This is a genomic window from Pseudomonas sp. 44 R 15 (assembly GCF_900004965.1).
GTDB classification, from domain to species: Bacteria; Pseudomonadota; Gammaproteobacteria; order Pseudomonadales; family Pseudomonadaceae; genus Aquipseudomonas; species Aquipseudomonas orientalis_A.
This window is the reverse complement of sequence record NZ_CVTU01000028.1, coordinates 1-13,474: the sequence shown is the minus strand read 5'-3', so window position 1 is coordinate 13,474 and position 13,474 is coordinate 1. Positions and strand designations below refer to the sequence as shown.

Genomic DNA, 13,474 nt, shown 5'->3' with positions numbered 1-13,474 from the left:
TGAGGTGGTCAACTTTTTCCGGACACCTCAATCGGTGTTTTCAGGCTGTTTGCCGCTCGTACTGATTGGGCGGCAAATAGTCTAACGATGAATGCATTCGTCGTTCATTGTAGAACCGCACAATGTAATCCGTGACGTCCCTGATTGCTTCATCATGATTGGCATAGTCCTTCCTCCAAACACGCTCCATCTTCAGGTTCAAGAAGAAACGTTCCATGACTGCGTTGTCCCAGCAGTTGCCCTTGCGGCTCATGCTGCAGCGCAAGCCATGTCGTGTCAGCATGGCTTGGTAAGTAGCGCCTGCATACTGGCTGCCCCGATCTGAGTGCGCGATCAGACCCGGTTTAGGCTGCCTCTGTGTGATGGCTAGTTGCATAGCACTGCACACCAACTCTGCGCGCATATGCGGAGCCATGGACCAGCCTACGATCTTGCGTGAATACAAATCCATGACAGCCGCCAAGTACAGCCAGCCGCTTCGAGTGCGAATATAAGTGATGTCAGCAACCCATGATTGGTTGATCTGCTCGGGGTTAAACTGGCGGTTGAGCAGGTTCTCAGCTACCGGGAAATTATGATTACTGTTGGTGGTATGAACGAACTTGCGCTTCCAGATCGGGCGTAAATCCTGTTGTTTCATCAGCCGACGGACCTTGTGCCGCCCAATGGATACGCCATCGCTACGCAGTGCTTTCATCACCCGACGACTGCCATAACAGTGCTCATTGGTCATGAACGTAGCTTTGACCTGAGCTGCAACCGGACAGACAGCTTTTGGCTTAAAAGACCGCTGACGAGCTTCATAGAACCCCGAACGGCTGATCCGCAAAACCCGGCAGATACGTATTACCGGGTAGGCCTTGCATTGCATTTGGTGAACCAATTGGTGGATCACTTCAATTCGCGGGCAAAGAAGGCCGTAGCTTTTTTTAATATATCGTTGTCAGTCTTCAGCTCGCGGATCTGCTGCTCAAGCTGACGAATACGCTGTTGCTCGCTGGTTAACGGTTTACCAATCCCTGTACCACCTAACTGCTCGGCTTGGTACTGCTGGACCCAGCGGCGCACGGCAGTGTCACTCAAGTCTAAATCGGTACAAACGGAGTTCACGCTCAGGCCTTGGTCAACAATCATCTTGCAGACTCTTAGCTTGAAAGCGGCGTCGAATTTTCTGTACTTCTTGGTCATGGAATACTCCTCAATAGGTGTAGTTTCACCTATTGAGGTGTCCGGGACTATTAGACCAGCTCAGTCAGCTTATCTGTAGCTGACCCACCGCCATCGGGGGCAAGCCCCCTCCCACATTTTTTACCGCATTTCAAAGTTGGTTGAGCGGGATCTTGAGATAGGTGACGCCATTTTCTTCCGCCGGCGGCATATGCCCCGCCCGCACATTCACCTGGATCGCCGGCAACAACAGCGTCGGCATCCCCAGCCCGGCATCCCGGGTGGTGCGCATCGCGACAAACGCCGCCTCATCCACGCCGTCATGCACATGGATATTCTCCGCGCGCTGTTCAGCCACCGTGGTCTGGCACCTGGCATCGCGGCCCTCGGGTGGATAGTCATGGCACACGTACAGCCGGGTTTCAGGTGGGAACGCCAGCAGCTTGCGCATCGACGCGTACAACTGCCGCGCATCACCGCCGGGGAAGTCGCAGCGGGCGGTGCCGACGTCGGGCATGAACAGGGTGTCGCCCACCAGGATCAAGCGGCCATCGATCAGGTAGGCCATGTCCGCCGGGGTATGCCCGGGTACATGCAGCGCCTGGGCCTGCAAGCCGCCGATATGAAAGATTTCATCCGGCGCAAACAGGTGATCGAACTGCGAGCCATCGACACGGAACGCCGGCTCCAGGTTGAACAGGTGCTTGAACACACCCTGCACCTTGCTGATGGACTGGCCGATTGCAATCTTGCCGCCCAGGGTGCGGCGCAGGTACGGCGCGGCGGACAGGTGATCGGCGTGGGCGTGGGTTTCCAGCAGCCACTGCACCTGCAGGCCATGCGCGCGCACGAAGGCAATCACCTTGTCGGCCTGTGCGGTATGGGTGCGCCCGGACGCGGGGTCGTAGTTGAGCACTGAATCGACGATGGCGCAGGGGCCGCCGTCGGCTTCATAGACGACGTAGGTGTAGGTCGACGATGCCTCGTCCAGAAAGGCTTGAATCAACGCTGGCATGGCGGCTATCCCCGGTGAAGAAAAAAGTGGTTACAATCAGTTTACGTTTAAACATAATGTTTTGAGCTTAAGTGAGATAAAGGAGCCGAGGCAAATGGAATCTACGTTGAGTGAGGGCGAAGTCGCCCAATTGCGTGCATCGGCGTCCAAGGCCTGTTCCTTGCTCAAGGCGTTGGCCAATGAGGACCGCTTGTTGATCCTCTGCCAGTTGACCCTGGGCGAACGCAACGTCGGCGAGCTGGAAGCCCAGACGGGCGTGCGCCAGCCCACGCTGTCCCAACAGTTGGGCATTTTGCGGGACGAAGGGTTGGTCGCCACCCGTCGGGAAGGTAAATACATCTTCTACGGGCTGGCCAGCCACGAAGTGATTCAAGTGATGAAGACCCTGTCCGGCCTGTACTGCGGCGCGGTGATAAAAAGCTGGGCGTGACGCCATCCGGCAGCGACCCTTGTGTGCATTGACTCAAAAAGGCAGTAGACAATGACCGAACAACACTGGGGACCCACCATCAGTGGCGATATCGTCGTCATCGGCGGCGGCTCGGCAGGCATCGGCCTGCTGGCCAGCCTGCTCAAGCGCGACCCGCAACTGAACATCATCCTGATCGAACCCAACGACTTCCATTGCTATCAGCCCGCCTGGACCCTGGTGGGCGGCGGCGCCTACGACCTGCAAAAGACCCGGCGCCCGCTGGCCGACGTGCTGCCCAACGGGGTCACCTGGATCCAGGCCGCCGCCAGCGAGTTATTGCCTGACGAGCAGACCCTGGTGCTCGACAGCGGCCAGCGCGTCACCTGGAACAACCTGATCGTCTGCCCCGGCCTGCGCCTGGCGTGGGAAAAGATTGAGGGCTTGCAGGATACCCTCGGTCGCCACGGCGTCACCTCCAACTACAGCTACGAACACGCGGCCTACACCTGGCAACTGGTGCAGCAGCTCAAGGGTGGCAAGGCGCTCTTCACCCAGCCGGCCATGCCGATCAAATGCGCCGGTGCGCCGCAGAAAGCCATGTACCTGTCCTGCGACCACTGGCTTAGGCAGGGCAGCCTGAAAAACATCGACGTCGAATTCAACCTGGCCGGTGCCGCGCTGTTCGGCGTGGCGACCTTTGTGCCGCCGTTGATGAAGTACGTCGAGAAATACAACGCACGGCTGGCGTTCAATGCCAACCTGATAAAAGTCGACGGCCCCGGGCGCATAGCCTGGTTCGAGGTCAAAGACGCCGAAGGCAACGTGCACGTCGAAGCGAAAGCCTTCGACATGTTGCACGTCGTGCCGCCGCAAGTCGCTCCGGATTTTATCCGCCAAAGCCCGCTGGCCGATGCCGCAGGCTGGTGCGAAGTAAACCCCCACAGCCTGCAACACCTGCGCTATGCGCACATCTTTGGCTTGGGCGACGTGTGCGGCACCGCCAACGCCAAGACCGCCGCAGCGGTGCGCAAACAGATCGTGGTGGTGGCCGAAAACCTGCTGGCCCTGCGCAAACAGGCGCCGCTGCCGCTCAAGTACGACGGCTACGGCTCCTGCCCGTTGACGGTGGAGAAGGGCAAGGTGGTGCTGGCCGAGTTCGGCTACGGCGGCAAGCTGCTGCCGACCTTTCCCCTCGATCCCACCCGCGCGCGTCGCTCGATGTGGTTCCTCAAGGCCACGTTGCTGCCGTGGTTCTACTGGAACGGCATGCTCAAGGGCCGCGAGTGGCTGACCCGCCTGAGCAAGGTGGACTGAATGCTGCTGGCCAGTGTGTTGGGTGTATTGATGGGCCTGGTCATGGGCCTGACCGGAGCGGGCGGCGGTATTCTCGGGGTGCCGGCGCTGGTGTTGGGACTGGGGTTGACGATGACCCAGGCCGCGCCGGTGTCCTTGCTTGCAGTAGGCGCGGCGGCGGCGGTGGGGGCGATTGACGGCCTGCGCCATGGCCTGGTGCGTTATCGCGCCGCGTTATTGATCGCCTTGCTGGGCGCGCTGTTTTCACCGCTCGGTGTGTTCGTCGCTCATCAACTGTCGGAGCCGGTGCTGATGGGCTTGTTCAGCGCCCTGATGGTGCTGGTGGCCTGGCGCATGGTGCGGCGCGAAAAGGTTGCAGCCGGCCCGAGTGACCATGGCGCGGCGTCCTGGGGCCAGAAGAACTGCATGCTCAACCAGCAGACCGGACGCCTGGCCTGGACCGCCAAATGCACTGCCACCCTGGCGGCACTGGGCGCGGTGACCGGCGCGGTCTCGGGTTTGCTCGGCGTGGGCGGCGGTTTTCTGATCGTACCGGCGTTCAAGCAACTCACCGATGTGCAGATGCGCGGGATCGTCGCGACCTCGTTGATGGTGGTCAGCCTGCTGTCGTTGATCGGTGTGGTGGGGGCCTTTCATGCGGGGGTGAACATCGAGCCGGTGGGCTGGGGGTTTATCGTGGCGAGTATTGCCGGCATGTTGGCCGGACGTCGCTTGTGCTCAGTGATTCCTGCGCGTGCGTTGCAAGTGGGGTTTGCCGGCTTGTGTGTACTGGTGGCGGCTGGAATGCTGATGAACGCTTTGCTCCGGACCTGATGATCGTTCCCACGCGGAGCGTGGGAACGATCAAAAAGGAACGATCGACTGAACAGTGTTGACCGTGCACGCTTGATAGATGGCGAGATGAACGTACCTCAGGTTACTGTTCTCCAAGTAATCGGTTCATCAAGGTCACCGAATGGATAAATACACCCCCCACACCTGGCAGCCCCACGAGCGGCCGAGCCTGCCCGGTTCGCCTTCGACGCCGCTGCACCCCACCCACAAACGCTGGCTGTTTGCGCTGGTGGGTGTGTTGGTGGCAATCACGGGTGGCCTGGGCAACGCGCTGGTTATCGCCAACCTGCAATACCTGCAAGGCGCCCTGGGCGCGACCACGGCGGAGATGGCCTGGCTGCCCGCCGCCTATGTGATGACCAACGTGTGCATGAACCTGCTGCTGGTGAAGTTTCGCCAGCAGTTCGGCCTGCGGGCGTTTACCGAAGTGTTCCTGGTGTTGTATGCGCTGGTGACCTTCGGCCACTTGTTCGTCAACGACCTCAACTCGGCCATCGCCGTGCGGGGGGCCCACGGCATGGTGGGGGCGGCGCTGAGTTCGTTGGGCTTGTACTATATGATCCAGGCGTTCCCGGCCAAGTGGCGCCTCAAAGCCCTGGTGCTGGGGTTGGGCACCGCGCAGCTGGCCTTGCCGCTGGCGCGGCTGTTCTCCGAAGATTTGCTGCAAATCGCCGAATGGCGTGGCTTGTACCTGTTCGAGCTGGGCCTGGCGCTGATCTGCCTGGGTTGTGTGTTTTTGCTCAAATTGCCGCCCGGCGACCGGTTCAAGACCTTCGAAAAACTCGACTTCCTCACCTTTGCGATCCTGGCCACCGGCGTCGCCTTGCTCTGCGCGGTGTTGTCCCTGGGGCGCATCGACTGGTGGCTGGAAGCGCCCTGGATCGGCATCGCCTCGGCCTGTTCGCTGGTGCTGATCATGGCCGGGTTGGCCATCGAGCATAACCGCGCCAACCCGCTGCTGATGACGCGCTGGCTGGGCAGCGGCACCATGATTCGCCTGGCCTTGGCGGTGATCCTGATTCGGATGGTGCTGTCGGAACAATCCACGGGCGCGGTGGGCTTCATGCAGATGCTGAACATGAGTTACCAGCAGATGCACACGCTGTATGTAGTGATGCTGGCCGGGGCGATTGCCGGGCTGGTGGTCAGCGCCTTGACGATCAACCCGGCGCATCTGTTGATGCCGCTGATCATTTCCCTGGCGCTGATGGCGACGGGGTCGGTGATGGACAGTTTTTCCAGCAACCTGACGCGGCCGCAGAACCTGTATATCAGCCAGTTCCTGCTAGGCTTCGGCGGGACCTTCTTTCTCGGGCCGACCATGGTGCTGGGCACCAAGAATGTATTGACCAACCCGCGCAACCTGGTGAGTTTTTCGGTGATGTTCGGGATTTGCCAGAACCTCGGCGGGCTGATCGGCGCGGCATTGCTCGGCACCTTCCAGATCGTGCGCGAGAAGTACCATTCGAGCATGATCGTCGAGCACCTGACCTTGCTCGACCCCCGTGTGGCGGCGCGGGTGCAGAGTGGTGGCTCGGCCTATGGCGGCATCATCGCCGACCCGGAGCTGCGCAACCTCATGGGCATTCGCAGCCTGGCCACGGCGGCCACCCGTGAGGCGAACGTCATGGCGTACAACGATGTCTTCATGTTGATTGCGATTATCGCGATCCTGACCATGATCTGGATCTTTATCCGCAGCCTGTGGCTGATGAGCACCACCAAAGCAGCAACCCCTCCTGTTCAACCTGTCGGCGCCTCTTCATGACCGAACCCACGACCACGACCACCAACGCTATCGCTTCCACGCCCGAGGGCACCACGCCACCGGGCGCCGCCGTGACCGAGCCGCGTTCATTGCGGGTGCGCATCCTTTCGTCCCTGGGCTTTGCCGCCGTTGCCATTGTCGGCGTGCTGATCGTGCTGTACGCGTGGCAACTGCCGCCGTTCAGCAGCGCCGTGGAAACCACCGAAAACGCCCTGGTGCGTGGGCAGGTGACGATCATCGGCCCGCAGCTCAGCGGCTACGTTTTCGAAGTGCCGGTGCAGGATTTCCAGTATGTGAAAGCCGGTGACCTGCTGGTGCGCCTCGATGATCGCATCTACAAGCAGCGCCTGGACCAGGCCCTGGCGCAATTGGCGGTGCAGAAGGCTTCGCTGGCCAATGTGGTGCAGCAACGCAACAGCGCCGAAGCGACCATCAAGCTGCGTCAGGCTGCGCTGGTCGACAGCCAGGCCCAGGCGCGCAAAAGCACCGCCGACCTGCGCCGCAATGAAGAATTGATCAGCGACGGCTCGGTGTCCAAGCGTGAGCTGGACGTGACCCGCGCCGCCAATGCCCAGACGGTCGCTGCCGTGGCCCAGGCCCAGGCCAGCCTGGAAATCGCGCGACAGGACCTGCAAACGGTGATCGTCAATCGCGGCTCCCTGGAGGCGGCGGTGGCCAGCGCGGAGGCGGCGGTGGAATTGGCGCGGATCGACCTGTCCAACACCCGCATCACCGCGCCCCGGGATGGTCAGTTGGGGCAGATTGGCGTGCGCCTCGGGGCCTACGTCAACTCCGGCGCGCAGTTGATGGCACTGGTGCCCAAGCAGTTGTGGGTGATTGCCAATATGAAAGAAACCCAGATGGACAATGTGCAGGTCGGCCAGCCGGTGACGTTTACCGTGGATGCGCTGAACCACCGCAGGTTTCACGGCACGGTGCAGCATATTTCCCCGGCGACCGGCTCGGAGTTCAGCCTGTTGCAGGCGGACAACGCCACCGGCAACTTCGTCAAGATCGCCCAGCGCGTGCCGGTGCGGATCACCGTGGACCCGGACCAGGCCGAGAGTGAACGGTTGCGGCCGGGGTTGTCGGTGGTGGTAAGTATCGACACGGCAGGGCGCCTGAAAAACAGTCCGCCCTGACCCTGGCACAACGGGGAGCAAAATGTGGGAGGGGGCTTGCCCCCGATGGCGGTGTGTCAGTCAAAGATGCTCAGACTGACACACTGCAAGCCCACAACCCGCGCTCGTCGCCAATTTCGACGTCAATGACCTTGCGCATGTGCGCCTGGTCAACTTTGATTTCCAGCGCGTGCGCGGCGCTGCTGCCGCTAGAGGATGAAGCGCGGTTCGGGCAGCCCCTGGACGCCTGGGTTGAGGGCGAACACGCCGCCGGACAGTGACTGCTCACTCGGGTCGTCACGGATCGAGGTGACGTACAGGGTGTCCAGGCGACTGCCGCCAAAGGCGCACATGGTGGGTTTTTTCACCGGTACGTGGTGGGACTGGTCGAGGCGACCGTCCGGGGTGAAGCGGTGCACCAAACCGGCGTCGTTGGCGCAGATCCAGTAGCAGCCGTCCGCGTCTACCGCCGCACCGTCGGGCCGACCGAGGTGTCGATGCATGTCCACAAACACGCGGCGGTTGGACGGCGTGCCGGTATCAATGTCGTAGTCGAAGGCCCAGATTTGTTGCACCAACGGGTGTGAATCCGAGGCGTACATCGTACGGCCGTCGGGGCTGAAGGCCAGGCCGTTCAAGGTGATGAAACCGTCCAGTTGGGCATGGGGCGCCGAGCCGGCTGCGTAGCGATACAAGATGCCTTCGGCGGCGTTCAGGCCCATGTTCAGCACCATGCTGCCGGCCCAGAAACGGCCCTGGCGGTCGCAACGCCCGTCGTTGAGGCGCATGTCCGGGCGTGGATGCGTGACACTTGCCAGGGGCTTAGTGTCGAGACTGCCATCGCTGTGCGGGGTCAGTTGGAAAAACCCGGACTCCATGCCGGCGACCCAATTGCCTTTGTCAGTGCGAGCAATACAGGCGAGCATCTGCGCGGCTTGCCACGTTGCGACCTGGCCCGTGGCGGCGTTCCAGCGCTGCAGCCGACCGTTGGGGATATCCACCCAGTACAGGGCATTTTCCTCGGGCACCCACACCGGGCATTCGCCGACGGCGTTGCGGGCGTCGACAATCAATTCTGCACTCATCGCCACTCATTCCCTTGGGTTACGTGAACTCAGTCACCGAACGGGCCTGCCGCGCAGAACGCGCCGCCCTGATAGATTCTGGCCGGGTCATCGTCCGCCACCGGCGGCTGGGCCTCGACCTGGGCGCGGAACACTTCGGAGCTGTCCTTGGGGGCAAAGCCCAGGTGCGCGGCATAGCGGTTGTCCCACCAGGTGTCGAGGTTGTCCGACATGCCGTAGACCACGGTGTGCCCCACGTCTGGGGTGTACAGCGCGCGCTCGAGCAGTTGGGTCAGGTCGTCGAAGCTCAGCCACGTGTGCATCATCCGGCGGTTCTGTGGTTGCGGGAACGACGAGCCGATACGGATGCTCACGGTCTGGATGCCGTAGCGATCGAAGTAGAAACTCGCCATGTCTTCGCCATAGGACTTGGACAGGCCGTAGTAGCTGTCCGGACGGCGCGGTGAATGGGCATCGAGTTGTTCGCCCTGCTTGTAGAAGCCGATCACGTGATTGGAGCTGGCGAAGATCACACGCTTGACCCCATGACGGCGCGCGGCTTCGTAGATGTGGAAGACGCCACTGATATTGGCACCGAGCACTTCTTCAAAGGGACGCTCCACCGACACGCCGCCAAAGTGCAGGATCGCATCGACGCCTTCCACCAGATGGTGCACGGCGTGTTTGTCGGAAAGATCGCAGGGTTGCACTTCTTCATGGGCGGCGGCGGGGGCCATGTCGGCGATGTCTGACAAGCGCAGCACAGTGGCGTAGGGACGCATGCGTTCACGCAGGACTTTACCCAGGCCGCCGGCGGCGCCGGTAAGCAGGATGCGGTTGAAAGGAGTAGGCGTGGTGGTGGTCATGGGCATTCCGATTTTTGTTGTAGGTTGTCGTATGACTATGCGGAAATAGTGTGAGGGATTCCCTGTGTTGTCAACGCCCATCCAGCCAGTGAGACCAAATGTGGGAGGGACTGCCTGCAAATACATCGTTCACTGGCCACCGCTGGCTTTTGTAGGAGCGAGCTTGCTCGCGAAAAGCTCACAGGCACCGCGCTCATTCAGGAAGCACGCGTTATCGTTGATATTTTTCGCGAGCAAGAGCTAGGCGCCCCCCTCGCTCCTACAGAGGGCGGTGTACGCCTCCCACATTTGAATGGAGTACGACTTGAGAATTGCTGGTTCAGCCGGCAATGACCATTGGCGGCAGCGTGCCCAACAGCGATACAACGGCTACTGCTGCAACACCTAGTGTCCATTCCGTCATCACACTGGCCTTCAAGCTGCTCACGCGCTGTTCGCACTGTTCCAGGCGCAACCGATTGAGCAAGGCCAGCGCCAACATGCCCCCTACCAACAGCACTTTGATCAGCAGGATCAAGGCAAAGCCTTCGAACAGCGGGGTAGGCCACCATTGGCCGGTGAGCACGCGTACATTGATCAGACCGGTCACCAGCAGGCCTGCCACCAAGGCGTAGCCCACGCCGCTGAAGCGCCGCAGGATTGGCTGCAGCGCAAGCGGCGGTGTCTGGCGCAGGATCAATACCAGCAACAGCAGCCCACCCAGCCAGGCGCCGACGCTTGCCAAGTGCACCACCTGATTGAGGATCAGCAGTTGCCCGCTGAGCCCATCGAGCATGGCGCCGTGGCCCACTGGTGCCAGGGTCACCAGCATCAGCGCTGTCAGCGGCAGGCGCAGCGCCGGCCAGGGCTTGATCAGCACGATCACCAGCAGCAGGTTCAGCAGCAGGTGCCAGGTCCACACCTGGCCGAAGAAGGTCTTGCCCAACACCAGCTGGACGGTCGCCGGTTGCAGCGCCGCGTCCCAACCGCCGGCCATGCTGGCGGTGATCAACAACAGCCACGCGATCCCGGAACCTAGCCCCACACAGGCCAGGCCACGGGTGATGCGCAACAGTTGCCGGTCGAGTGCCGGTAGCGCAGCCGTCCCGAGCAGCAGAGGCCTGAACACACAGGCCCCGAACATCAGCAGCGCGACGATGAAATGCAGGAAGCGGCACAGCACCAGCAGGGTTGCCATGAATTATTGGCCGACCTTGAAGCTGTAAGTGCCTTCGCTTTTGTGGGTGTCGACGGACACCGCATGCCATTCGACTTTGTAAGTGCCGGCCGCCAACGGAGCGGCAGGGGTGACCACCAGGGTTTTCTTGTCGGTGTCCGGGGTTTCCAGGCCCTTGATCGCGATTTCCGTGCCGTCCTTGCTCAGGGACACCTTGGTGAAGGTCGCTTCGACGCCTTCGCTGAATGTCAGGCGCAGCTCTTTCGGCGCGGTCACGCTGCTGTCTTTGGCTGGCGTGGCGCTTTCAAGGTGCGCATGGGCAAATGCCGCGGACGCGCCCAGCAAGGAAGCGAGCAGGGCGACGGTTGTCAGGGACTTCTTGATCAACATTGTTCAATACCAATCAGAGGATAGAAGGCGCCAGTGTACGAAGTTTCGGTTCGGCGTGTCGCCCCGATCTAGAGCCGATGGTAGTCTCTAGGTCGTGTTGTTGTCAGGGAGCCCTTATGGGCAATCACAAGATCGGCATTCGACGGGTCAACGTCGAGAAAATCCTGCTGGCGGCGGAGAAGGTCTTCGCTGAAAAAGGCTATGGCAGCACCGCCATGGCCGACATCGCCAAAGAGGCGCAACTGCCGCGCTCGAATCTGCATTACTACTTCACCACCAAGAGCGAGCTGTACAGCGCGGTGCTGTTCGACCTGCTGGAGGTTTGGAAACAGGACGCCCTGAGTTTCGAAACCTTCGATGACCCGCGCGTGGTGCTCAGCAGCTACATTCGCGCCAAGATGCAGCGCTCGCGCACGCGGCCCTATGGCTCGAAAGTCTGGGCCAATGAAATCATCCACGGCGCGCCGACCCTCGGTGAGGCGCTGGATGAAAGCCTGTACGACTGGGCCAAGATGAAGGAAGCGAAAATCCGCCAGTGGGTGCAGGACAAACGCATCCTTCCGCTGGAACCGTCGAGCCTGCTGTATATGATCTGGGCGTCGACCCAGCACTATGCCGACTTCGATCACCAGGTGAATATCCTGAATGATCACCAGCCGTTGTCGGATATGCAGTTTGAGCGGGCGATTCAGACGGTGACCGGGGTGATATTGCGCGGGATTGGGTTGCAGCCTTGAGTTTTGTAGTGGGGCTGAAGGCCTCATCGGGGCATAGGTATCTACACCACTCTGTAGCGCCCAACCGTAACCACGATGCGAAGCGAGTCGCTCTTGATCTGCTTTTGATCCTAGGCGCCCCGTTAAACCACGCTGGCCGAACGCAGGCTTGAATCCGTGGGTAACCCGGCAGGACGCCGGGTTAGCCGCCCCGCGCCATGGATGGCGCGTGGCGGCGGCCCACGGATTCAAGCCTTCGTTCGGGCACACCGAGCATTAGCGAGGTGCCGAGTGGTGGGGCATGTACGGGACAACCACATGGGTTACAAAAAAGTGCATTCACATAGGTGACACTTTGATTGAAACATAGCCGTTCTTTGCATCCCTAGCATTGACGTGACCTAGTATCACCGGACCGAAGATCACATTCCATACCCCGTCCTTGATCAGCTCCATTCCAATGTTCTGATGCCTGAGCAGGTTACCCACGTATATCCGCAGACCAGCTCGATTAATGATGCCGCTACCATCTGCCAGGTAACACTCAACATGGCTCGCATACACCATTTCCGGTAGCTTCTCCGGATAAGACCGAGTTGAGGGTGTGTAGCAGGAGGCCGGGGTTTTCTGACCGAGTGCCTCGTGTCCCCGCTCATAATTGTAGTGCTGCATAAATCGGTCAAAGTGTTTTTGCTGAGCCTCCCAAGCAATTGCCGGCGGTTGGGGAAAGGTGCTTTTCAGTGTCCGGTGCATGCGTTCATGACGCCCATTTTGGTCTGGCCGACCGGGCTCAATTCGCTCAGGGATAATCCCAAGGCGTAACCACCAGATTGACAATTGCGACAGCCCCGCACGCCCTGTACTCGCAAACGGCACGCCGTTATCGGTGCGGATGCGCTCAGGCATTCCATACTCACGAAAAACGCGCTCGAAGGTTTGCTGGGTCTCCTTGAGATTGGTATTGGCCATGCTCTCGCAGGCAAGCAGGAAGCGACTGGCATGATCCATGATCGTCAGCGGATAGCACCAAACGCCCGCTCCGGTAAGAAATTGGCCCTTGTAATCAGCGCTGAAGAGCTGATTAGGCGTTTCTGCCTTACGCAAAGGCTTGGGATAGACCGCGACACGCTGACGCGACGATCGAGGCGTGATCAAGTCCGCGGCCTTAAGGATGTTGTAAATCGTCGTTTTCGACGGTGGATCCTGCCCAGGAAAACGTTTCATCAGATCGTTCTGGATCTTTTTAGGACCTGGGATCGTTTCACCGGCCGAACGAAGCTCAATAATCGCCTGCCTCACAACCACCGGCACCACATAGGTTTGGTTGTGCCGGCGGCGACTACGTTCGTCGAGCCCACTGGGTCCCTCCAGTTGGTAGCGCTCGACCCATTTGTAACCAGTCTTGCGGCTGATCTGATAGTCCTGGCACAGCTGGCTAAAGCTGTGCTTTTCAGACAAATACTCGGCGATGAACATCACTTTGAGGTCCATAGGTTTCAGCTCTCTCCAGGGCATGGTCAGATCCTCGCGAAATCGACCCTGCCAGTTAAAAACTGTTACCTATGTGCGTGAACTGATTTGTAACCCATGTGGGTGAGTCATACCGGCAAGAGCGTTTTGCTTACTTTTGCGCTTTTCAAAAGTGAGCCGC

The 13,474-nt window shown here is 60.3% G+C and carries 13 protein-coding genes; 6 read left to right on the top strand and 7 right to left on the bottom strand.

Going from position 1 to position 13,474, the window contains the following annotated elements; all coding sequences use genetic code 11:
- Positions 1 to 40: 40 nt before the first annotated feature.
- A protein-coding gene (locus tag BFP93_RS02165) for an IS3 family transposase (RefSeq protein ID WP_122582746.1) occupies positions 41 to 1,188 on the bottom strand; the annotation gives its coding sequence in 2 pieces (ribosomal slippage) (positions 41 to 933 and positions 933 to 1,188; 1,149 coding nt in all).
- A gap of 130 nt (positions 1,189 to 1,318) precedes the next feature.
- Complete coding sequence (locus BFP93_RS02155) at positions 1,319 to 2,182, bottom strand: MBL fold metallo-hydrolase (RefSeq protein WP_065891779.1); 864 nt, start codon at positions 2,180 to 2,182, stop codon at positions 1,319 to 1,321.
- Between the two features lie 94 nt (positions 2,183 to 2,276).
- Between BFP93_RS02155 and BFP93_RS02150 the strand changes: the two genes are divergently transcribed.
- The 5 genes from BFP93_RS02150 (at position 2,277) to BFP93_RS02130 (ending at position 7,652) form a co-directional block, all read left to right on the top strand.
- Positions 2,277 to 2,612, top strand: a complete 336-nt coding sequence (locus BFP93_RS02150) for an ArsR/SmtB family transcription factor (protein ID WP_057007617.1) — start codon at positions 2,277 to 2,279, stop codon at positions 2,610 to 2,612.
- A 51-nt stretch (positions 2,613 to 2,663) separates the two neighbouring features.
- Positions 2,664 to 3,908: an FAD/NAD(P)-binding oxidoreductase gene (locus tag BFP93_RS02145; RefSeq protein WP_065891778.1), complete on the top strand. Its 1,245-nt coding sequence runs from the start codon at positions 2,664 to 2,666 to the stop codon at positions 3,906 to 3,908.
- Positions 3,909 to 4,721, top strand: coding sequence for a sulfite exporter TauE/SafE family protein (locus BFP93_RS02140; RefSeq protein WP_065891777.1), 813 nt, complete (start codon positions 3,909 to 3,911; stop codon positions 4,719 to 4,721). It abuts the gene before it with no gap.
- A gap of 142 nt (positions 4,722 to 4,863) precedes the next feature.
- Positions 4,864 to 6,510 (top strand): MFS transporter, encoded by a 1,647-nt coding sequence (locus BFP93_RS02135; RefSeq protein WP_065891776.1) that lies wholly within the window; start codon positions 4,864 to 4,866, stop codon positions 6,508 to 6,510.
- Positions 6,507 to 7,652 (top strand): HlyD family secretion protein, encoded by a 1,146-nt coding sequence (locus tag BFP93_RS02130; protein WP_065891775.1) that lies wholly within the window; start codon positions 6,507 to 6,509, stop codon positions 7,650 to 7,652. The genes BFP93_RS02135 and BFP93_RS02130 overlap by 4 nt, the downstream gene beginning before the upstream one ends.
- Positions 7,653 to 7,840: 188 nt before the next feature.
- Here the strand turns inward: BFP93_RS02130 and BFP93_RS02125 are convergent, their stop codons facing one another.
- The 4 genes from BFP93_RS02125 to copC form a co-directional block, all read right to left on the bottom strand.
- A complete protein-coding gene (locus BFP93_RS02125; protein WP_065891774.1) occupies positions 7,841 to 8,716 on the bottom strand; it encodes an SMP-30/gluconolactonase/LRE family protein in 876 nt (291 codons plus the stop codon).
- A gap of 29 nt (positions 8,717 to 8,745) precedes the next feature.
- Positions 8,746 to 9,561 (bottom strand): NAD-dependent epimerase/dehydratase family protein, encoded by an 816-nt coding sequence (locus BFP93_RS02120; protein ID WP_065891773.1) that lies wholly within the window; start codon positions 9,559 to 9,561, stop codon positions 8,746 to 8,748.
- A 319-nt stretch (positions 9,562 to 9,880) separates the two neighbouring features.
- Positions 9,881 to 10,738, bottom strand: coding sequence for a copper homeostasis membrane protein CopD (copD, locus tag BFP93_RS02115; protein WP_065891772.1), 858 nt, complete (start codon positions 10,736 to 10,738; stop codon positions 9,881 to 9,883).
- A gap of 3 nt (positions 10,739 to 10,741) precedes the next feature.
- Complete coding sequence (gene copC, locus BFP93_RS02110) at positions 10,742 to 11,107, bottom strand: copper homeostasis periplasmic binding protein CopC (RefSeq protein WP_065891771.1); 366 nt, start codon at positions 11,105 to 11,107, stop codon at positions 10,742 to 10,744.
- Between the two features lie 116 nt (positions 11,108 to 11,223).
- On the opposite strand from copC, the gene BFP93_RS02105 reads away from it, so the two are divergent.
- A complete protein-coding gene (locus BFP93_RS02105; protein WP_065884845.1) occupies positions 11,224 to 11,844 on the top strand; it encodes a TetR/AcrR family transcriptional regulator in 621 nt (206 codons plus the stop codon).
- Positions 11,845 to 12,162: 318 nt separating this feature from the next.
- Here BFP93_RS02105 and BFP93_RS02100 read toward each other — a convergent pair whose 3' ends face one another.
- A complete protein-coding gene (locus BFP93_RS02100) occupies positions 12,163 to 13,338 on the bottom strand; it encodes an integrase core domain-containing protein (RefSeq protein WP_065891770.1) in 1,176 nt (391 codons plus the stop codon).
- Between the last annotated feature and the right edge of the window lie 136 nt (positions 13,339 to 13,474).